Source organism: Nostoc sp. (assembly GCF_036917095.1).
In the GTDB taxonomy this organism is placed as follows: domain Bacteria; phylum Cyanobacteriota; class Cyanobacteriia; order Cyanobacteriales; family Nostocaceae; genus Nostoc.
This window is the reverse complement of the sequence record NZ_JBALFH010000023.1, coordinates 122,996-144,805: the sequence shown is the minus strand read 5'-3', so window position 1 is coordinate 144,805 and position 21,810 is coordinate 122,996. Positions and strand designations below refer to the sequence as shown.

The window sequence follows — 21,810 nt, the reverse complement described above, 5'->3', positions numbered from 1 at the left end:
CAAGTTTAGGAAACTAAATTAGTTGCTTCCATCCCAGACTATCTATGTATTTCATCCCTACCGTTGGCAATTCTGTTTACAGCGATCGCAGCAGGCGCTTTGTCGATCGGAAATGCCCTCGATCGTTTGAAAAATTCAGGTTTATCCCAGGCATCGACTTCTCAATCAATGGGACTCGCTTTTCTACTTGTCATATATTTAGTAGAGTAACTGGATACTCTTAACTCCGGACTCCTTCGGCGATATAAACAATAGCGTTCAATAAAATACGGCAAACCGATAGAGTTATTGTACTTTATACTAGTTAGCAAACTATCATAGACAACTCTAAGAAGCAAGCTCTAGAGGAAATGGAAAATGTCAATTATTAAAATCACACTTGTAACTGCAACTAAAAACCTTTTTGTATAAGCAATGACTCAAAAAGCTGCCTTATCTCGATTTGCATTAGGATTTATTGCAGGCTTTGTGTCTGTTTTGTTATTTCACCAAGGCGTGTTTGCGCTGCTACATGCAGTGAATTTCACACCTCGCGCCCCCTATCCAACTGCACCGACACAGCCATTTGGAATCCCGCAAATTTGGTCTAGTGCATTCTGGGGAGGGATTTGGGGACTGATTTGGGTAGCAATTGCGCCTCGTTTTCGACATGATAAAAGCTATTGGTTAGCAGCATTGGTATTTGGTGCAATTGTCCCGACGCTAGTGGCTTGGTTTGTGGTCGCACCACTCAAGGGTCAGCCCATCGCTGGAGGTTGGAAACTTGTGGGAATAGTGACAGGTTTATTGGTTAATGGTGCTTGGGGAGTGGGAACCGCCGGGTTGCTGAGATTATTTTCTAGAAAGCAATTGTTCAACAGCTAGAGTTTTAAGCACTTCTACCAGTTTCTAAAGATATTCGCCATTAATTCTACTGCCCAGATATTCCTGGCTCAATCCGCGCCCCAAGCTGAAGAACTCGCCCGAGATCGTCAGCGTTCCGCCAGGTTTCAATTATCTTCCCCTCAACAATCCTATGAATAAACGTAGCCGTGAACGTTTGCTCTCGTCCATGACTAGGTATTCCAAAGAAACTTTCTTGAGTGCAGGTGTTGGTCGCACGCACCACAACTTTGTCACCTTCAGCAATTACGTCTTCAATAGTCCATTTCTGCTCGATAGCCCCAAATGAACCAAAGAGTTTACGTACCCCCTCCGGCCCTGGGGGAAGCCCAGTAAACCACCGTGCATCCTCCAAGTTGGAGCCGTCATCTCGCAGATATCTTCAATCCTATGCTCACTAATAAGTTCGATCCAGCGTCGAGCAATTATTTTGTTTTCTTCAATGTCAGGTATTGCTGCTCCTTTTATATTTATAAAAATAGTGTTTATTTATCAGTGATTAACTGTGGACTGATGCAAGTTCACAAATAAATTTTTGCTCCGTGCATTATTGCTAATTTCTGCAAAGACAACCACTACTGCTTTAGGCAACCCCATATATTATCGCATTGTAGTAAAGTATCCAATACACTCTCAGAGGATGTTTGTAAAGTATACCGTTGTATCGAGATCCTCCCGAACAAGCCTTAAAAGGGGTAAATAACTTTCTCAAAGTCCTCCTTTTTAAGGAGGATCTAAAGTTTTGGATACCTCAGCCACCACTTTGAAAACATCCTCTCATTACTGGTACAGTCCCATGTAATTTAATCGAATGCCCAAGCGCACAGGGCATTTTTGGGAGAAGCTATACGACAACACGGGTTTTGCCAATGCAGACAAACAGCGGGTAATGTTAGTATCGTGCAAACTAACCAAAATTGCTTCCTTCTTGCCTTAGCAAAAAGTCTAAAGCTGTGTATATTATTAATTATTTGGGAATAATAGCTTAGAAAATAACGATCGGACTATTTGCCTTACTCAGGAACTTAAAGATAAAAAGGATATATCAAAATGGATTGTTTCGGTATTTACACCCTTGCTAATGATGTGGTGTTTGACCAACTAGTAGCTTTGCTAAACAGCATTGAGGTGAATGTTAGCCCAGATATTCCTATTTGTATTATTCCCTATGATGACCGACTGGATCTAGTTAGGCAAGAAGTTAACGCTCGAAAGAATGTAATCCTGTTTGATAATTGGGAGGTAATTCAGCGCTGGGAAGAATTTGCTCATCAGGTTTGGGCTGCTCCTTCTAGTAAAAAAGAGAACAAATTATCGCGTTCTAGTTGGTACAAAAGCCATTTACAAAGAAAGTTTGTTGTCTTTGAGGGTATTTTTGATAAATTTGTATTTTATGACAGTGATAGCTTGGCAATGAAGCCAGTCAATAATCTAATTCACAAGTTAGAAACATACGATTTTGTTTTTGATGATTGGGAACACCTTAAGGATAAACCTGTTGCAGCGTTAGATATTTCAGTTATAGAACAAACTGGACTGTATACAGAAGCAGATATATATTCTCAGCTGCATTGTTCTAGCTTTTTTGGATCTAAACGAGGGTTATTTACTATTAAAGAAATTGAAGTAATGAAGGAGCGATTAATTACCGATAGGGAAGTTGAATGGATTAATGGATGGTGGGATGATGCTTTTTTGTTTAATTATATGACTTTGCGCTGCGATCGCCCACTTTTTAACTTTACACTTAGCCCTAATGGCGAAGAGAGAACAGGCAACTGTGCCAATGCAGATCCCTTTGTCAATATTAATAATGTTCTTTACAATCAAGATGGTTTAAAACCAATTCACCGTATCCATTATATGAGCTATTCTTCTCGTGATTTCGCCCGTTTATGTCAAGGAGAAGATATCAATATCTGTTATAGAGATGAGTTCTTATACTATCGCTTTCTCAAACAGCCAGAACAAAGACCAAAACAACTAAAACAACCTAGTATGCTTACAAAAACTAATATTTTCTTTCATAAAACCATGAATAAGCTTCAAAGAACTTTTCGCTAAATATAGGCTTCTTGGCAATCCATTAAATTTACAATTGATATAATGTTTCTATTTTCTAGTTATTAATATATAATATGCCTAAAATTACTGTTTGCATTCCTACTTTTAATCGTGTCCATCTCCTCCCTTGTGCCATTGACAGCGTACTCAATCAGTCGGAGCAAGATTTTGAGCTAATTGTTTGTGATGACGGTTCTAGCGATGGTACACCTGAGTTGATGTCACAGTACACAGACCACCGGATTAAATATATTCATCATCTACAAAATATTGGTAAAAGTAATAATATGCGCTCTGGCTTTGATGCTGCCAGCGGTGAATATTTTATTAAATTTGATGATGACGATCGGCTAACACCGGATTTTCTTGGAAGTACCGCAGCTATTCTTGCTCAAGACTCTAGCATTGATTTTGTCGGTACAGATCATTGGATAATTGATATTAACAATGTACGAGATGAGGCAAAAACTAAAGAAAATTCTCATCGCTGGGGTAGAAAGAATTTACCAGCAGGTGTTGTAGATAATTTGTTGGAAGTTGTATTTATTCAACAAAGCTTTCAAATTGGGGCAACATTATTTCGCCGGAAAACATTGCAAGAGTTAGGATATATGCAGCCAAATCTGCAAAATTGCGAAGATAATGATTTATTTGTGCGTCTGGCTTTGGCTGGAAAAAAAGGATATTATTTACCAGAATTATTGATGGAATATCGCTCCCATGCAGAGCAGCAAGGGATCGATCGAGCCATTCCCTATTTATTTGATAAAATCCGCTATTTAGAAAATTATAAATTTGAGTCAGAAAAAATAGAGGAAGTTAGGAAAAATCGTCTAACTGAAACGCAATTATTATTAGGTTTGCGTTTAATTGAAAAGGGTGAAACCCAAAAAGGCAGAGAGCTAGTTTTAGCAGGAAAGTCTTTTTCGACGCCTAAAGCTTGGACTGCTTTAGGGTTATCGCTGTTACCAGTCGGGTTGAGAGGTAAGGCGTTTAATACACTGCGACAAGTGCGGGGTTAGGCAATAGACTCATCCGCAAATCGCCAATACTTGCTGTGAATGAGTTTTGTGGATTCAGATTCAATAGGCGATTATCACCGAATGCTGAAAAACCAAGAGCGATGAATTATGATTTATCCATAAATTACGAGTGCAAGAGAAATTTATGGTGAATTCATATAAAGTCCCGAAATTACCGCTACCACCGTCACTTTTAGGTTCAGAAGTCGGTTCTTTTACTGAGTTCACAGTTACTCAAAGAATGCCTGCAATTGCCCGTCGAGTTATCGTTGAAAATAATTTTTCACCAGAAATTAATACAAGATTAGAAAATCTGGCGACAGAACTGCCTACAGGATATTTACCACCTCTGGTGAATGATAGTGGTGCAGATTTTCCAGCTTGGGATACATATCTAAAATCTTACAAGGGTCAGCGTTGGATAGACGTTCCCTGGTTTTTTACAGAAACTTATTTTTATCGGTTAATTCTAGAAATTACTGATTACTTTCGCCCTGGTATATGGCAAGCTGTCGATCCATTCCAATTGCAAAAATCTCAGGGGTTAGAAGCGTCTCTTGACTCGACTATTCTTCTATGTACTCAGGTGAATAAATGGTTGGAAGATTCTGAAATTGATGCCCCACCAAACCAAACAGCTTTAATTGCACTATTATATTTCGCTTTGTGGGGAAATCGAGTTGACTTGAGTTTATGGTCAGCATTCGAGGATGACCGGAGCCGTTTTGATATTCAAAATCAACTAGCTCACATTTTAGTAAATGATGCCTCCCAAATTAGTGAACTATTAACTCTTTCTCAAGGAGGTCGCATCGATTTTGTTTTAGACAATGCTGGTTTTGAACTTGTCTGTGACTTATGCTTAGTAGATTACTTATTAAGTAGCAACTTAGTTAATCAAGTTTACCTGCACCTGAAACCCCATCCTACTTTCGTTTCTGATGCCATGATTAAGGATGTACATGACACAACAATTTTTTTAGCCGCTACTAGCGATCGACAAGTGACATCTTTCGCTCAAAGGCTGGAGGAGCATATTGCATCAGGGCGTTTAGTGTTGTCTGAAGATTACTTTTGGACATCACCTTTAGCATTTTGGGAAATACCCAACTCTCTCAATAATGAGTTAACTAATGCCAATTTAATTATAGTCAAAGGAGATGCGAATTATCGTCGGTTATTAGGCGATCGCCATTGGAATATTACTACCAGCTTTGCAGATATAGTCTGCTACTTGCCTGCACCAATAGTAGCATTACGCACCCTGAAGTCGGAAGTAGCAGCAGGTTTAAAATCTGAGGTTGTTGAGAAAGTAGCAAAATCTGACCATTCTTGGTTGACCAATGGACAATGGGGTGTGATTCAGTTCGTGGCTTAGTAATATAGAGGCAATGCTCCCTCGCCAACTCTACCAGACCCACTGTTCGGTCGGCATTGCCTTCAAACAGCAGCCCATTCACAGCAACCTTTTGCGCCACTCCACTACGTTGCGATCGCAATGACAATTTATAACCTGGGTTTGATATAACTTGCACATTTGGGATGCTCGCAATTCTGACTTCAGTATTCAGAATAGCTCAATCATCCTAATTCAGTTTTTGCATCTGTTAAGAGTAGAGGGATGCCAACACCTTCATACAAAGGCATTGATAGCCTTATCAGTGCAATCAACCCTAAATTATTACCAAAGAAAATTAGATACCCCTCTGTGGAATGTAGTACAAGCATTAACGGAAGTTTATTATATGTCCACTGTTATGAATGCTATCTAAATTAGATACTGGTGGCAAAATGACTAATAATCAACAAATCGTTTACCCCCTTATTCAAAAAGAGTATATAAAGCCTGTAGACACAGACGAATTGGCCCAGCTCCGTAATCGGCGTCAGATGAAGCTTCGTGCCAGACAACAGGCTTTTACTGTTCAAATTGTGAACACAATCGCGGTTGCCTCCATTGCGAGTACTTGCTTGTTTGGGATAGGCACGCTTTCGTGTTGGGGGTTAGAGATTATTGAGGCGAACACAAAATCAGTTACCCTCAGCAAGCAGTATGAATGGCAGATACGAAAACATATCTGCTTGGGCTGGATGCTTGTTGGTTTTTTCAGCTTTGTTGCTAGTGCTTCATTGGGTGAAAAGCCTCAGCGATGAATCTCACGAAGACTCAATGGGAAACCTTGTCAGTACACGGTGCTAGGTGTAGTGTTAAGAGAGATTCAATGGACAAGTGGCAAACAGAACTTTTTTCTTCTTAATTTCCCACGCCCCAATACCTGCAACCTCACCCCCAAAAGCCAGTTATATCAAGGATTTACGCTTATCTAAGTGCCATTCGGTACATAATACGTGGCAGTTTTTTTTGTAACGAACTTATGCAAAGCTGTAAAAGAAAAATGCCTTGTTAAACATTATCTATGAACATCCATAAAATCTCTACTACTCCCTTAAGCGACCAAAAGCCTGGTACTTCTGGGCTGCGGAAATCAGTTAAAGTTTTTCAGCAGCCCCACTACCTGGAAAATTTTATCCAATCCATCTTCGATTCTGTGGGGGACTTGCACTCTCAAACCTTAGTCTTGGGTGGCGATGGTCGTTATTACAATCGCCAAGCTATTCAAATCATTTTGAAAATGGCTGCGGCCAATGGCATTGGGCGGATTAAAGTTGGTCAAGGGGGAATTTTGTCTACTCCTGCGACTTCCGCTATTATTCGCAAGTACGAGGCCATTGGTGGGATCATCTTGTCTGCTAGCCATAATCCGGGCGGGCCAAATGGTGACTTTGGTGTGAAATATAACATTAGCAACGGTGGCCCAGCACCGGAAAAGGTGACAGAGGCGATCTACGATCGCAGTAAAGTGATTGATAGCTACCAAATTTTGGAAGCACCAGATGTAGATTTAGAAACTTTGGGTGAGTCACATTTGGGAGAGACGGTAGTTGAGGTGATTGACTCCGTACAGGATTATCAAGAGTTAATGGAGTCCTTGTTTGATTTTGAACGGATTCACCAACTGTTGACAAAGGGAAATTTCCGGTTCAGCATTGATGCCTTACACGCAGTAGCTGGCCCCTATGCTCATGCCATTTTTGAGCAACGTTTGGGCGCATCAGTGGGAACTGTGCAAAATGGTACACCCCTCGAAGACTTTGGGGGCGGACATCCTGACCCAAATCTAGTTTATGCCCACGATCTGGTGGATATTTTGTACGGAGAGAATGCACCAGACTTTGGGGCAGCTTTTGATGGAGATGGCGATCGCAATATGATCTTAGGGCGTAAGTTCTTTGTCACCCCCAGCGATAGCCTCGCAGTTTTAGCCGCAAACGCCAAGCTAGTCCCTGGTTATAGTGAGGGTTTAGCTGGGGTAGCGCGATCGATGCCTACTAGCCAAGCAGTAGATCGAGTTGCTGCTCAGATTGGGATTGAATCTTATGAAACACCTACTGGCTGGAAGTTTTTCGGCAATCTCTTAGACGCGGGGAAAGCAACTCTGTGCGGTGAAGAAAGTTTTGGTACTGGCTCTAACCATATCCGCGAAAAAGATGGGCTATGGGCTGTGCTGTTTTGGCTGAATATTTTAGCAGTCCGGCAACAATCTGTTGAGCAGATTGTACGGGAACATTGGCAGACTTATGGACGCAATTATTACTCCCGCCATGACTACGAAGAGATACAGACAGAGCAAGGCAACACTTTAATAGAAAGACTGCGTTCTTTATTACCAAACCTTAAAGGTAAGCAATTCGGTAACTATCAAGTTGAATATAGTGATGACTTTAGTTATACCGACCCTGTTGATGGCAGCGTTAGCGAGCAACAAGGTGTTCGCATTGGCTTTACTGATGGCTCCCGGATTGTGGTGCGACTTTCTGGTACGGGGACTCAAGGTGCAACCCTAAGAGTTTATCTAGAAAGCTACGAGCCAGATCCCGCCAACCATGACCTCGATCCACAGCAAGCACTTGCTTCTTTAATCGCTATCGTCCAGGAGATAGCCCAAATCCGCGAACTGACAGGACGGGAACAGCCAACTGTGATCACCTAGTAACCCAAGTTGCGGGTTATAAACCTCTGAGTGCTTCACACCTACCGAGTGGTGCGATCGCTCATGAAAAAGTGTGTGGTTGTGTGTAGCGCAACCATCCACTCCCACCCTTATGCCAACGATAAATCAATGGTTTTAGCGATAGTACTGATAAAATTTGCCAGTGATTCAAGTGATTGCTTATTTAGCTTTCATCAACGTCTGGGCATTTGATTACGAGTTTGTGCCTAAAATGTCAGTTCGACAAGCTAAAAAAATGCGAATTCGACCCAAAACCTTAAGCTTCACTATACTTCTGGGAGCGCTCGCCGCCCTGCCGCCCTTATCAATCGATATGGGACTTCCAGCATTCCCGACGATTAGTACATCCTTGAAAACGTCGCCTGGTGTGGTTGGATTAACCCTCAGCTTGTTCATGATTGGCTTTGCTGTTGCCCAACTCATCTTTGGGCCGCTCTCAGATCGGTACGGACGCAGACCAATTTTGCTCGTGGGCTGCGGACTCTTTGTGCTTGCAGGAGCAGCCTGTGCTACTGCACCGTCAATCAACACGCTGATAGCTTGGCGGTTAGTTCAGGGTGCTGGTGCTGGTGCTGGTATGGTACTGACACTGGCAATCGTCCGCGATCTATTTGAGGGCCCAGCAGCCCGCGCCCAACTCTCCTATGTCAATCTCGTGATGGGCGTAGCACCGATGATTGCACCCACAATCGGTACTTGGGTGTTAGCGATCGCTAGTTGGCGGACTATCTATGGGACACTAGCTGTAGGCGGGTTGTTAGTCTTGTTGTCTGTTGCTTTAGGGCTAAGTGAATCGTTAGCTGCTCGCGATCTGGATGCAATCAAACCACATCGACTGATAAAAAATTATGGGCGCATTCTCAGCAATCGGATTTGTTTGGGCTACGCCCTTGTCAACGCCCTGAGTTTTGGATGTATGTTTACCTATGTCGCCGGATCGCCACTGGTGTTACTGAATGTATTAAAAGTTCCGACTACAACTTACGGCTGGCTATTTGCATCGACTGCTTTTGGAATTATGATAGGCTCATTCTTAAATGGGCAGCTAAGTATGCGTGGCGTATCTTCGTCAAGGTTGCTCGCGTTTGGACTTCTGACTGCCGTTGCTACATCAGTTGCACTCACAATCGTATCAGTGAGTGGTGCTGCACAACTGATTACACTCATGCCTCTTCTGATACTTAATACTTTCTGTCTGGGGATAATTTCCCCCAATGCCATACATGCTGCGATTCAGCCATTGCCAGAGATCGCTGGAGTTGCGGCTGGCACAGTGGGATTTCTGCAAATGTCATGTGGGGCTTTGGCGAGTGGGCTAGTTGCCTTGCTCTATGATGGGCGCACAGCGATCGCTATGTCTAGTTTAATGGCAGTGTTTGCGATCGCTTCCTATGCTGCCTATGTCGGGCTAGCACGCCCAGCAGAACTTCGCTTTACTCGTGCTTCTAGCGACTAGTGGTCTATTGCATTAATTCTGCTGGGTAAATACGTTTGTAGTGAGGACTTTAGTCCTCAAAGATTCAAGCACTAAAGTGCTTACTACAAACCTATCAAAACTTTTTGGACAGACTACTAGTGGTCTATTCCATTAAATTTGAGGGATAAGAGAACGAACCGCAAAGGCGCGAAGTACACAAAGGAAGAAGGAAAGAAGAGAAATTGAAGAATTTATCTACTCGTCAAATTTAATGGGACAGCCTACTAGTGGTCTATTGCATTAAATTTGAGCGATAAGAGAACGAACCGCATAGACGCAAAGCGGCTTCCCGCAGGGTAGGACGCAAAGAGAAGGACACTTCCGTGGGCGGGTTTCCTGACTTGAGGAAAGTGTCCGTCGCAAAGGAAGAAGGAAAGAGGAGAAATTGAAATTTGATTCACCTATCAGAATTAATGGGACAGACTGCCCACGCATGTATTTCCCCATTACTCCTGTAAATGGCTAGAATCAAAGTGTTTACTTAACTTATTAGCGCTAAAGGTTTTGGCTACTGTATCTTGTCCCCGCTGCCATCAACTCGTTGATAGTCAAGCTATTAGTTGTCCCTATTGCCGGACGACACTCAAAGCTTACGGTCATCCCGGTATTCCATTGCACCGCGCCACCGGGGACGGGTATCTGTGCGACACCTGCACCTATGAAGCTGATGATACTTGCAATTTTCCCCAGCGTCCCTACGCCAAAGACTGTACTCTCTACCAAAATATTGAAGAGACAAAGTTAGAGTTGGAACAGCAGCGTTACCCTAACAGTTTTGTAGTAAATGTGAAAAATTGGGTAAAACGCAATCAGGCTTTGCTGTTGCTATTAGGTTTATTATTGGTCTGTTTGTTGTTCGTTATATTAAGGTCTTGATTTGTATTTTCTGAGGAGTGGGGAATAATAAGGCAATACGCTTGGGTTAAGGGCTACTGGCAGCAATTTTGGGTTTTCGAGACGCGATAAATCGCCGTCTCTACAAGTGTTTTGGGCTTATCTGAACTGTATTGGAATATAAGGAACTTCCAAATAAAAAAATATCCCATCGCTTTTAGGACAGGGAGCAGGGGAGGCAGGGGAGGAAAGAGAGTTATTATTAAGCAATTATCTCTTCCCCTGCTTCTCTTCTCCCCCTGCTCGCCTCAACAGATAACTTTGTTAACCGAACCGTATAGCGGGATTTCTTATCTATAATCTTGCTTTTGAATACTTCGCAAACGTGCAGCATCACGAATATTGTAATCGGGTCGAGTAAAGCGATTTAGCTGCATCTCAAAGAAATCTCGATTGGCTTGTAAATGCTTGGGATTTTGGTCATCTAAAGGATATAAAAGTGCAGTTCGCAAGGCTTGAATTACCGCAGAAGTAACACAGTACATTGACCGTTGAAAACTAACTCCCAACTGAATCAACATATCTTCTTCACCTCGACAATGTTTGCTGTAGTAATCAACAAGATATGGTGGCAAAAAATGCAACATATCTTGCATTAATAATGTCGGGGGAATGCCAGCAGTACCCACTGGGAATACATCAGCGTAAAGAATGCCATAGTGAAAATCTTTTTGGTCTTCTGGTACTTGACGCGCTTGAGCATTATAAGATTTTGTCCCTCGGAAGGGTGCAGTGCGGTAGAAAACAGCTTCTACATAGGGTAATGCTGCTTCATATAGCCACATGAAACCCTTGGATTTGGGCACAATTTCGTAGCATTCGCCACGAATATAAACGTGATGGTAAATGGGACGACCTGCGATCGCAAATATACCATTAACTAAGAAACTCATCGCCTCTGGGACGCTGGTAATTGTACCTTCGTCATAGCGGTCGGACATTTCAAAGAATACCGGCGCCATGACTTCCCAGAATAAGCCCAGATTAGCGTAGTATGACATCTGGCGGCACTGTTCTAAAAACATATCGGGGAACAGCTTGTAAAGTCCCAGCATTACGGGATTGCCTTGGAAGTAAGCTTTAATTGCCCGGTCGGCGTTGGCTTTGTATTCTTCAGAATCTAGGTAAGGGTCAAATTGTCCACCCATGCCTCTATGCCACAACATCGCCCGCATACAAGCTTCAGCGAATTCCATATTAATGCGATCGTGGAACAAGTGGTGCAATAACTTTGGCATTTTGAAAGTTTCACCCTTCTCAATAAATGCCAAAAGTTCTGGATGTGCAGTAGCTTCACCGCGCCAAATTCGCAAATCGGCATCATCGCCAGCATAATGATTATGCAGTTCTAAATACTCTTGAGGTAAGAAGTATTTAAAGAAGGGAAGCGGGTTTAAAAATTCGCGTTCGGCGATATAAAGTAGGTCGCGCCAATAAAAGTCCATCGGTACAGCATAAGCTTTGTATAAACCGATGATTTGCATCAAATTTTCTGGAGTATCGGGTAACATTGCACCGCCGGCTTCTAAGCGGTGGATTACTTCGGCAAATTCGTGTTTTGAAGGAGGTAATTTAATTGCTGTTTTAATTGCTGTCATGGTAATCCTAAATTGGTAGAGACGCGATTTATCGCGTCTGGGGGATAGGTTTTGAGACGCGATAAATCGCCGTCTCTACAAGTGTTTTAATGTATTTTCTATTTCAGTGCGACTTCAGAGATTACGGTTTTTTCCAAGGAGGGAATTGCAGCGACCATTGTTGTAGTTGTGGATTCACTCCAACGCACTAACCAAGTGGGTTGTACTCCCAAAAAGATGATAAAAGCTGCCAAAATTAGCGCTGGCATTTTCTCAGACCACAGGACTTTGGGATAGTAGGCGAAGTTATCGAGTCTGCCAAAACAAGTGCGGTTGAGGAGGATGACGAAATAAACTGCGGTTAAGCCACTAGCTACTACACATAAAATTGTCGGGATGGGGAAGATAGAGAAGCTGCCTTGAAAGACGATAAATTCGGCGATGAATCCTGTTAAACCGGGAATACCTGCACTAGCCATACCACTTAAAACTAGTAAGGCGCTAATTAGAGGTAAGCCGCGTATAGGACTCATCAAACCATTGAGTTTATCTAACTCGCGGGTGCCGACTTTCGCTTCCACGACTCCCACCAAGTGGAAGAGAATCGCCAGGATGATGCCGTGGCTAAACATTTGGGCGACTGCACCAACAAGTGCTAGGGAAGTACTGGCGGCACCAGCGAGCAAGATATAGCCCATGTGACCAACGGAACTGTATGCTACCATGCGCTTGATGTCTTTTTGAGCGATCGCAATTACTGCTCCATACACAGCGCTGGCTGCTCCCCAAATTGCCAGAGTTGGTGCAATAATACTCCAAGCATGGGGAAACATACCTAACCCAAATCGCAACAGTCCATAGGTTCCCAGCTTTGCCAACACACCACCGAGAAGAATTGCAATTGGTGCTGAAGCCTCAACGTAAGCATCTGGTAACCAAGTATGGAAGGGAACTAAGGGAATTTTGATGCCAAAACCTAATACTATTCCTGCTAGTAAAAGGATTTGCTTTGCTGTTGAAAGGTTTTCTGTAGAGACTGCATCAAAAGCAAAATTAGTAGAACCACTCAACCACACCATACCCAAGAATGTTGCCAGAATTAATGCTCCCGAAACGGCAGTATAAATCAGGAATTTAATCCCAGCATAAGCTCGTTTTTCTCCTCCCCAAATGGAAATTAGTAAGTAGAAGGGGATTAATTCTAGTTCGTAAAATAAGAAGAATAACAGCAAATTCTCTGCTAAAAAAGCGCCTGCAACCCCGCCACTAACTAATAAAATCAGGGAGTAGAATAGACGGGGACGTTCGGTTTCTTGACTGCTGCTGTAAATAGCAATCCAGGTGAGCAGGCTATTTAACACCAACATCAATATAGAAAGCCCATCAGCCCCTAATTGATAACTCAAACCGAGAGTTTCATTCCAGGGAAGATATTCTTGAAATTGCATTCCAGGATTGCTGATATCAAATTTCAGCAGGATGAAAAGGTTCCAGAGAAAAACTATCCCAGAAAACCATAATGCTCCTAAACGAATACGATTACTAGGGAGACTTGCAGGTAATATTGCTATGAAAACAGCCGCAAAAATCGGAAGCCAAATCAAAACGCTTAACATGGTATTTTGGAGTTTTATAAAATTGGAAATTGTTATCCTCGAAATTTGCAGCAGAATTGCGATAAGGTGTATTTCCAGGTAAAACCTGGAAACAAGATTAAGAACAAAAAGCTAATCTACTAGACTGATTCTTCCAGTATCTAAATCGTAATAACCACCGACTATTTTCAGCTTTTCTGCTTTGATTAACTCAGATAAAACTGCTGATGATTTCAACTTTTCAACTTGCGCCAAAATATTTGCTTTACAGGCATTTTCTAACTTATCTCCCGATAGGTCTTTTGAGCTTTCTACACTTGGTTTAATAGCTTCAAGCAAACTTCCAATTCGCCCTGGTACTTGAGCACCTTTAATCGCCGCCTCTACTGCACCGCATCTTTCATGCCCCATGACCATAATGACTTTAGTACCTAATACTAAGCTGCCAAATTCTAAGCTACCAATTTGCTGTGTTGTGGCAATATTACCAGCTATCCGGCAGACAAATAAATCTCCAAGCCCTTGGTCAAAAACAATCTCTGAAGGCACCCGTGAATCTGCACAACCTAGAATAGAAGCAAAGGGCTTTTGACCTTTGGCAATTTCGACTAAACGTGAATGAGTTTGGTTAGGATTGCGCCGTTTTGTTTTAACAAACCTATCATTTCCATCTAATAATTCTTGCAGAGCCTTATCGGGTGTAATATCATCTGGTGCTGATTTTGTTTCGGCTGCAAGTAACTTTGAACCAAGTCCGGCTGTCAATACACCTGTACCGATCGCACCTGCACCAAACTTGATTAAACCTCTCCTGGAAAAATTGATCTGGGGATGTTGTATGCTCATGGAATTATCCTCACAATATTTATTAACTAGTTCGTAATTCGTAATTCGTAATTCGTAATTATTGATGAAACAGTTGCTTGTAATTGTGTTTTTTGGTATCCGTTAACTGTGGAAACTTTAATTTCCAAATTATTCAATTACAAATTACGAATTACGAATTATTTTGTTGCTGCTACCCAAGTGTCGAGATTTGAAAAACCAAATTTAAAAACTGCACTCCCCAAAATCGCCAAGTTACCCACATTCCTAAAACGCCTACTCCTAAAAGAACGGTTAAGGCATAAAACTGGGTTTGACCAGAAGTGCTGTATTTAAGACCTTCGCCACCTAGTAGCGAAAATAACCCAACGAAATTAACGATGCCATCGACTACAAAGCGGTCAATCATATCGGCAAGTTGGGAAATTTTGGCAACTCCAAAAATTATGGTCATTTTATAGAGTTTAGGGGTGTAAAAATCGTATGCAATTAAGTCTTGTAAACCTTTCCAAGGGAGGCGAATCGGTTTAGGAATATTGCTTAAATAAAGCACGCCAGTGATGCTGCAACCAAAAATACTCGACCAAATTAAAAGCAGTGCGACATCTTTATTTAGGTTTGCCCAATCGGGTAAAAGTGATAAGCTTTGCAACACTAAAGGAAGATGTAGACTGACACCAAGTAAAATCATCATTGGCAGAATCATTGGCCAGTGTGCTTCAGGCGATCGCTGACTCATTTGTGTCGGTTTCCCACCAAAAATTAAACAGAATTCTCTGGTTAAACTCACGGCTGTTAAAGCATTTACCGCGATTACTACTCCCACTAACCAAGGTTGGGTTTCCCACAACCCATCGGCTAGTTGAATCGGCACCCAAAAGCTACCCAAGGGTGGAAAACCAATTAATCCCAATGTCCCGACGATAAAAGCGATCGCAGAAATCGGGCGACGCGTCCACAATCCACCTAATTGGGTGACATCTTGGGTGATGCTATTCCAGATAATTCCCCCAGTACTCATTACCAACAAGGCTGCGGATATGGCATGGGTGAGTACTAACAATAGCGCCGTTTCGTCTTGCTGCACTCCCACAGCAATGAATACTAAACCCATGTATGCGCTGACAGAATAGGATTGGCAGCGTTTAAGATCGATTTGGGCGATCGCAATTAAAGAAGCACCCACGGCTGTCACCGCACCAATCCCAACCATCGCCGAGGAAACTATGGGCGACAAGCTTAATACAGGTTGCAGTTTAATCAGCACCCATGCACCACTTGCTACTACTACCGAGTTCCGCAAAATCGTACTGGGAACAGGACCTTCCATCGCTTCATCTAGCCAGAGATGCAGAGGAAACTGGGCACATTTACCCATCGGCCCAGCAATTAAAGCTAAACCTACCAGTGCTATCGTTGTCGGGTTGACGTTGGCAGTAGTCGCCCACTCGGCTAGTTCTGTATAATTCCAAGTTCCAGCTAAAGGCCATAAAGCCAATACGCCGATCAGCAAGAATAAGTCTCCCACCCGTTTGGTTAAAAAAGCATCTCTTGCACCTGAGACTACCAACGGCTGACTAAACCATAAGCCGACTAGCAGGTAGGTTCCTAAAGTTAGGATTTCTAGAATGATATAACTGAAGAACAAGTTATTACATAGAGCAAGGGCACACAATCCCGCTTCAAATAATCCCAACAAAGAATAGAAGCGTCCCCAACCCCAATCCATCTCCATGTAGCCGATTGCATAAATCTGCGCCAGCAAATTTAAGCCAGTAATCACAACTAAAGCGCCGACAGTCACTGAGGATATTTCCAAAGCAATTGTCAAGTCTAAACCAGCTGTAGATAACCAAGGAATAAATACTTCTTGGGCTGGGTGATTCCAAGTTGCTTGTAAAGCGATCGCACTATGTACAAACGCCAAAAATGTCATCACCAAGTTTACATAACCCGCCGGTCTTGGCCCCGTTTTCCGAATGATCCCCGGCGACCAAGGCACAGCTAACAAACCACCTATTAAGGCATAGCACGGAACTAGCCAAACAGTCTCTAGTAGAAACTGAGCCATAAACTCACCTCTATATTGTCATCAAAAATTATGGGTTTTAAGTCAACTGGCGTTGATCCCTGTTAACCCAGCCACGATCTACGACGGACGACGCCTACGCAGAACATACAAATTTATGTTTATTTAATTTTGTTAGAAACAGCTTACCGTTATATCTGTCCAAATGGAATTAGTTAAATAAATAAATTTGAGATACTAACTCTAATTATTTCTTATATAATCAACTATTTCAGCAAGCAATAATAGGTATTTATTCTTATCTATGCATCGAGTGAGGGATGAATCAATAGTTATCATTAGTTTTATCAATTCATATAAATGACAAGAGACGCAATTGATTGCGTCTCTACAAATCGACTAAATGTAATTTATATTTGGGTGATTTTGTCAAGCTGCCAGTGAGAGATAGTAATGGCAGGTGGTGAGTCAACTTGGCTGATGGGGGCGGGTTTCATGTCTCGGTAGTCTAGGAGTTGGACTAGGATGAGGTAAGCGATCGCTAAAATGATCGAAATCGCACCTGTAAGAATGGCAATTATTTTCGAGCGTTCCATTAGTATTTCCTGTAATGTAAGTAGAATAACTGTATTGAGCCATCGATGAGGATTGCGATCGCTATGACTGCAACCACAAAAAAATTTACTTTTGCAGAGTATCTTAAGTATAACGATGGCACGGATACCCAATATGAATTGGTCGATGGAGAATTAATTCCCATGAGCCTTGGCACTGGCAAGCACGGTGGCATCTCCAAGTTTTTAGAACGAAGCTTTGATGATGAAAGTGCCAAAATGGGCCAGAATTGGACAGCACAAAAGTTTTCTATCGGAGTGCGTTCGCCACGCGGGGGACGCTGGGACACTTCACGAATTCCAGATGTAGTAGTATTACCAACACAGCAGTGGGAAGCACTTTCTAATCGAGAGGCTGTAATCGAACTCAATGAAACTCCCCCCATATTAGTGGTAGAAGTCGTCAGCGAATCTACACAAACTACAGACTATCGCAGCAAACGTTCTGAGTATGCTGTTCTGGAAATTCCCGAATATTGGATTGTTGACCCAATTCAAGAGATAGTAACAATATGCACCCTAGTAGAAGGGTTCTATGATGCTATTGCATTCCGAGGACAAGAACGCATCATCTCTTTTACTTTTCCACAGTTGGATTTGAGTGCCGAACAAGTCTTGGCAGGACGGAAGTGAACTCTTAATTACTATTACCCAGCCAAACCGTATTGGCTGTACTTCAACAATGAGCCTCAGAACCTCGACATTGACCTTCTGAGGCTCAACGTTGACCTTCTGAAGCTCGACGATGACCTTCTGAGCCTCGAAGTTGCGCCTTTGATCCTCGAAGTTGCACCTTTGATCCTCGACGTTGACCTTCTGAGGCTCAACGATGACCTTCTGAGCCTCGAAGTTGCACCTTTTATCCTCGAAGTTGCACCTTTTATCCTCAACTAACAAATATATCTAACTATTGGTGAATGTACAGGGGTAAGGGTGTAGTAAAATTTGCTCACCTCTGTAAAGTGAAACATGGCTTTAGACTTCTCCGGTCAAAATCTCCGAGGACGCAACTTCAAAGGACAAGACCTTGCGGGTGCAAACTTTAGCTATGCCGACATCCGAGGGGCAAACTTCACCAACGCTAATTTAACAGGTGCAAACTTCAGCCATGCCAAAGCTGGACTGCAACGCCGTTGGGCAATTCTTCTAGTCCTTGTCTCGTGGCTGTTATCGGGACTTTCAGGATTTTTATGGATTGTCAACGGTTATTTGGTGTCACCCATATTTAATACTTCCAAGTTAGATTATCAGATTGGCGGCTGCGCTGTTCTAATCGCATTAATTGCCTTTTTCTTCTTTACAATTCGCCAAGGACTAGCAGCTGGTTTAGGCGCTATAGCCTTCGCCTTTGCCGTAGCCGTAGCTGAAGCCTTAGCCGTAACCTTAGCCATAAACTTCGCCGTAGCCTTCGCCTTCGCCGGACCCTTCGCCTTCGGCGGAGCCTTAGCTGAAGCCATAACCTTCGCCATAACCTTCGCCTTCGCCGGAGCCTTAACTAGAGCCTTAACTTTCGCTGGAGCCTTCGCTGGAGCCTTCGCCGGAGCCTTAACTGGAGCCTCCGTCTTAGCTAAAGCCTTCGTCTTAGCTGGACCCTTCGCCTTACCCTTCGCCGGAGCCGTCGCCGTAGCTGGAACGTTACTTAGCATCTACATTGGTTGGCGAGCCATGAAAGAAGACGAAAAGCACTCCTTGGTTCGTAATATCGCGATCGCTTTTGCTGCAACAGGAGGCACAAATTTTCGTAGCGCTAACTTAACAGGTGCTAATTTCACCCAAGCTACGCTCAAAAGTACAGATTTGCGAAACGCTATCCTTATATGTAGCTGTTGGCATCAAGCCAAAATGCTCGATCGCGTTCGTCCTGGTTTAACTTATCTGCAAAACTCACAAGTACGTCAACTGCTAGTTACAGGACAGGGACAAGACAAAAACTTTGACCGTGAAGACCTACGAGGTATCAACTTACAATCAGCAAATTTGGCAGATGCCAGCTTTATTGGTGCCGATCTCAGTGAAGCCAATTTGCAAGATGCCGATTTGTCAAGAGCAAAGCTGAAGCAAACGCAACTAGACGGCACAAATTTAACAGGTGCAACACTCACCGGCGCGTACATTGAAGATTGGGGCATTACAAATACAACTAAATTGCATGGGGTGAGGTGTGAATATGTCTTCATGCGCTTACCCACAAAAGAAGACCCCGACCCCCTCCGTAAACCTGATAATAAGCAAGAGGTATTTGCAGACGGCGACTTTGCCGACTTTATCCAGCCAATTTTTGACACCCTCTACTTTTACCACAATCAAGGCGTTGACCCTCGCGCCGTTGCTATAGCTTTCAAAAACCTTGCCGAAAACCATCCCGAAGCCGAGTTAGAAATCGTGGCAATGGAGAAACGAGGTAATGATAAATTCTTACTCAGAGCCAAAACTGCCGCAGGTAGCGATAAATCTCAACTGAGTGCGGAATATTTTGATGACTATAATCAACTTAAAGCTTTATCGCAGAGTCAGCAATTATTGCTGGTAGAAAAAGATAAACGCATTATTAGTTTAGAAAATATGGTAGATACTGCTCTCAAGCAGCCGAAATTTTATACTCAAGGAGATACAAATATGTCAGATATCAGTGGCATCAATATTGAAGGCAGCAGTAATGTTAGCGGTATCGCTGGCAATAATTCTATTGCTAATCTAGGAACCATCAGCGGTAACGTGAGTATTGCCCTCAATGAGTTACCTGATGCAACCGATGCCGAGAAACCAGGAATCAAAGAATTATTGTCGCAGTTGCAAGATGCGATCGTACAATCCACATATTTGCCAGAAGAAGAGAAAGCCGAAGCACTAGAACAGGTGAAAGCTTTAGCAGAAGCGGGTAAAAATCCTCAAGAATCCACCAAGCAAAAGACAGCAAAAACGGCAATCACCATGTTGAAAGGGATATTTACAGGCTTACCTGCGCTCGCCTCGCTGGTGGAAGCGAGTAATAAATTATTGCCTGCGATTTCTAAATTATTCGGTTTAGGATAATCGATCGGGAAAGCCAGAGGGTCGGTTCTTTGTAGAGACGGCGATTTATCGCGTCTTTGCTTTACAATTAGCGGCGTGTCAAAAACACCTTATCCGAACCGTATTGCCCTACCCCCAGCCTCCTCCACAGAGTAGAGCAGAGAATTAAAAATTACTCTGGGTTATTATGGCGTTAAAAAACAGTACAAGCCCTGTACGCTGGAAATTCTACCCTATCTAGTGCCAGAGTTAAGCTAGTACGCGTCTAAATTGCACATTTTATTTTTTCGTTAAAACTGTCATTAGTCCTTTGTCCAAAGTCCAATTGTAAATACAAGCGACTAGCGACCAACGATCGAGGGCGATCGCGAATAAATAAGCAATTAAAATGCGTACCAGCCTAGCAATAATTGCAGTTTGCTCTAGAAGTTTAGTATGACAAAGGCATTCCCAAGCATAGCAAGGCGCTTGAAAAGTATAGGAATCAAGTTGTTGAACATGGGAACCTTCCTAATAACCCGTTTTATCGAAAACTGGAAACGCTACTTCCTGGGTGACACTGTTGATGTCCGCCCCTCCCCCTCCTATGATGTCCGTCCTTCTTTAGCGGGCCCAGTCCTTAGCTTAGGTGGGGGTGGCCCCGATGTCGATGATGCAATCCAGTGGATGATTAACCAAGTTAGGGGAGGTAATAACTCCACCACTAAAGTTAATGTTGTAGTTATCCGCACTAATGGTACTCACGATTACAATCGGCTAATTTATGCCATGAAGGGCGTAAACTTTGTGGAAACTCTTCTAGTTAGCAATAGGCAAGAGGCAAACAAAGCCGAGATTTATGAAAAAGTCAGAAATGCTGATGTGATTTTCTTTGCTGGCGGCGACCAATGTCAATACATCCGCAACTGGAAAGATACCAAGCTTGAGGCTGCCGTAAAGTCAGTTTACCTAAAGGGAGGTGGTATTGGTGGCACTAGTGCGGGTGCGATGATCCAAAGTGATTGTGTTTACGATGCTTGCGCTTCTTCCGAAAAAGGCATTGAAACTAGGGATGCACTCGAAGATCCTTACCGAGACATCACCTTTACTTACAACTTTTTCAATTGGAGCAATTTGAAGGGAACCATCGTAGATACGCACTTCGACAGGCGGCAAAGAATGGGCCGAATTATGACTTTCATAGCCCGTCAAATTAAGGATGGTGTCTCTAGCAGTGTTTTAGGCATAGCGGTTAGTGAAAGTACATCGGTTCTTGTGGATAAAAACGGTTTGGTGAAAGTTATGGGTAGGGGTGCGGCATACTTTGTACTTGGCAATCATCTGCCGGAAGTATGCGAACCCCGAACGCCTTTGACCTTTTCTAATTACAAAATTTGGAAAGTTCGCAGTGGCGACACCTTTAACTTGAGAAACAGACCAACCTCTGGGTACTATCTCAGGAGTGTCAAAAGGGGGCGGATTGATTCAAATCCTTATTGAGTAGGGAGTGGGGAGTGGAGGCAGGGGGCAGGGGGCAGGGGGCAGGGGGAAAATTCCTCCCCTCTGCCTCTTCTACCCTACGGTGTACACACAAGTGCTGTTCACATACGTTTCAACTCTTTTACTCACCCACATTTTTGTCAGAGTTAAACTGTCAGACTCAGCGACATCCCGCCCTGAACTAAAGTTCAGCGGCTCATAGCCCAAGTCCACTTAAGTGGACTAAATTGATCGTTCAGTCCACTTAAGTGGACTTTAGCTATGAGA

18 protein-coding genes are annotated in these 21,810 nt (G+C 43.0%); 12 read left to right on the top strand and 6 right to left on the bottom strand.

What is annotated here, in order from left to right; translation table 11 throughout:
- The first annotated feature begins 63 nt into the window (after positions 1-63).
- Positions 64-210 carry a hypothetical protein gene (locus tag V7L01_RS12670; protein ID WP_335035183.1) on the top strand — a complete coding sequence of 49 codons (147 nt, stop codon included), beginning with the start codon at positions 64-66 and terminating at the stop codon, positions 208-210.
- Positions 211-414: 204 nt separating this feature from the next.
- Complete coding sequence (locus V7L01_RS12665; RefSeq protein WP_335035181.1) at positions 415-864, top strand: hypothetical protein; 450 nt, start codon at positions 415-417, stop codon at positions 862-864.
- A 46-nt stretch (positions 865-910) separates the two neighbouring features.
- Here V7L01_RS12665 and V7L01_RS12660 read toward each other — a convergent pair whose 3' ends face one another.
- Positions 911-1,237: an ester cyclase gene (locus tag V7L01_RS12660; protein WP_335035179.1), complete on the bottom strand. Its 327-nt coding sequence runs from the start codon at positions 1,235-1,237 to the stop codon at positions 911-913.
- Positions 1,238-1,932: 695 nt separating this feature from the next.
- Between V7L01_RS12660 and V7L01_RS12655 the strand changes: the two genes are divergently transcribed.
- The 7 genes from V7L01_RS12655 (at position 1,933) to V7L01_RS12625 (ending at position 10,394) form a co-directional block, all read left to right on the top strand.
- Positions 1,933-2,946 carry an Npun_R2821/Npun_R2822 family protein gene (locus V7L01_RS12655; protein WP_335035177.1) on the top strand — a complete coding sequence of 338 codons (1,014 nt, stop codon included), beginning with the start codon at positions 1,933-1,935 and terminating at the stop codon, positions 2,944-2,946.
- A 74-nt stretch (positions 2,947-3,020) separates the two neighbouring features.
- A complete protein-coding gene (locus tag V7L01_RS12650) occupies positions 3,021-3,968 on the top strand; it encodes a glycosyltransferase family 2 protein (RefSeq protein ID WP_335035176.1) in 948 nt (315 codons plus the stop codon).
- Positions 3,969-4,113: 145 nt separating this feature from the next.
- Positions 4,114-5,346: a damage-control phosphatase ARMT1 family protein gene (locus tag V7L01_RS12645; protein ID WP_335035173.1), complete on the top strand. Its 1,233-nt coding sequence runs from the start codon at positions 4,114-4,116 to the stop codon at positions 5,344-5,346.
- A gap of 413 nt (positions 5,347-5,759) precedes the next feature.
- Positions 5,760-6,122, top strand: coding sequence for a hypothetical protein (locus V7L01_RS12640; RefSeq protein WP_335035171.1), 363 nt, complete (start codon positions 5,760-5,762; stop codon positions 6,120-6,122).
- Between the two features lie 263 nt (positions 6,123-6,385).
- Positions 6,386-8,020, top strand: a complete 1,635-nt coding sequence (locus tag V7L01_RS12635) for an alpha-D-glucose phosphate-specific phosphoglucomutase (RefSeq protein ID WP_335035170.1) — start codon at positions 6,386-6,388, stop codon at positions 8,018-8,020.
- A gap of 163 nt (positions 8,021-8,183) precedes the next feature.
- On the top strand, positions 8,184-9,497 hold the full coding sequence (locus V7L01_RS12630; protein WP_335035168.1) for a multidrug effflux MFS transporter: 1,314 nt from the start codon (positions 8,184-8,186) through the stop codon (positions 9,495-9,497).
- A gap of 525 nt (positions 9,498-10,022) precedes the next feature.
- Positions 10,023-10,394 carry a zinc ribbon domain-containing protein gene (locus V7L01_RS12625; protein ID WP_335035166.1) on the top strand — a complete coding sequence of 124 codons (372 nt, stop codon included), beginning with the start codon at positions 10,023-10,025 and terminating at the stop codon, positions 10,392-10,394.
- Between the two features lie 308 nt (positions 10,395-10,702).
- On the opposite strand, the gene V7L01_RS12620 is transcribed toward V7L01_RS12625, so the two are convergent.
- The 5 genes from V7L01_RS12620 to V7L01_RS12600 all read right to left on the bottom strand — a co-directional run bounded on the left by V7L01_RS12620 (position 10,703) and on the right by V7L01_RS12600 (position 17,034).
- A complete protein-coding gene (locus tag V7L01_RS12620) occupies positions 10,703-12,010 on the bottom strand; it encodes a CO2 hydration protein (RefSeq protein ID WP_335035164.1) in 1,308 nt (435 codons plus the stop codon).
- A gap of 98 nt (positions 12,011-12,108) precedes the next feature.
- A complete protein-coding gene (locus V7L01_RS12615; protein WP_335035162.1) occupies positions 12,109-13,605 on the bottom strand; it encodes an NADH-quinone oxidoreductase subunit M in 1,497 nt (498 codons plus the stop codon).
- A 111-nt stretch (positions 13,606-13,716) separates the two neighbouring features.
- Positions 13,717-14,430 (bottom strand): carbonic anhydrase, encoded by a 714-nt coding sequence (locus V7L01_RS12610; protein WP_335035160.1) that lies wholly within the window; start codon positions 14,428-14,430, stop codon positions 13,717-13,719.
- Positions 14,431-14,602: 172 nt separating this feature from the next.
- Positions 14,603-16,480 (bottom strand): NAD(P)H-quinone oxidoreductase subunit F, encoded by a 1,878-nt coding sequence (locus V7L01_RS12605; RefSeq protein ID WP_335035158.1) that lies wholly within the window; start codon positions 16,478-16,480, stop codon positions 14,603-14,605.
- Between the two features lie 368 nt (positions 16,481-16,848).
- Complete coding sequence (locus V7L01_RS12600) at positions 16,849-17,034, bottom strand: hypothetical protein (protein ID WP_335035156.1); 186 nt, start codon at positions 17,032-17,034, stop codon at positions 16,849-16,851.
- A gap of 63 nt (positions 17,035-17,097) precedes the next feature.
- Here V7L01_RS12600 and V7L01_RS12595 point away from each other — a divergent pair, with 63 nt between their 5' ends.
- The 3 genes from V7L01_RS12595 (at position 17,098) to V7L01_RS12585 (ending at position 21,543) form a co-directional block, all read left to right on the top strand.
- Entirely contained in the window at positions 17,098-17,685 is a 588-nt protein-coding gene (locus tag V7L01_RS12595; RefSeq protein ID WP_335035154.1) for a Uma2 family endonuclease, read from the top strand.
- Positions 17,686-18,021: 336 nt separating this feature from the next.
- Positions 18,022-20,085: a pentapeptide repeat-containing protein gene (locus tag V7L01_RS12590; protein WP_335035152.1), complete on the top strand. Its 2,064-nt coding sequence runs from the start codon at positions 18,022-18,024 to the stop codon at positions 20,083-20,085.
- Positions 20,086-20,499: 414 nt separating this feature from the next.
- Positions 20,500-21,543, top strand: coding sequence for a cyanophycinase (locus tag V7L01_RS12585; protein WP_335035151.1), 1,044 nt, complete (start codon positions 20,500-20,502; stop codon positions 21,541-21,543).
- Positions 21,544-21,810 lie beyond the last annotated feature (267 nt).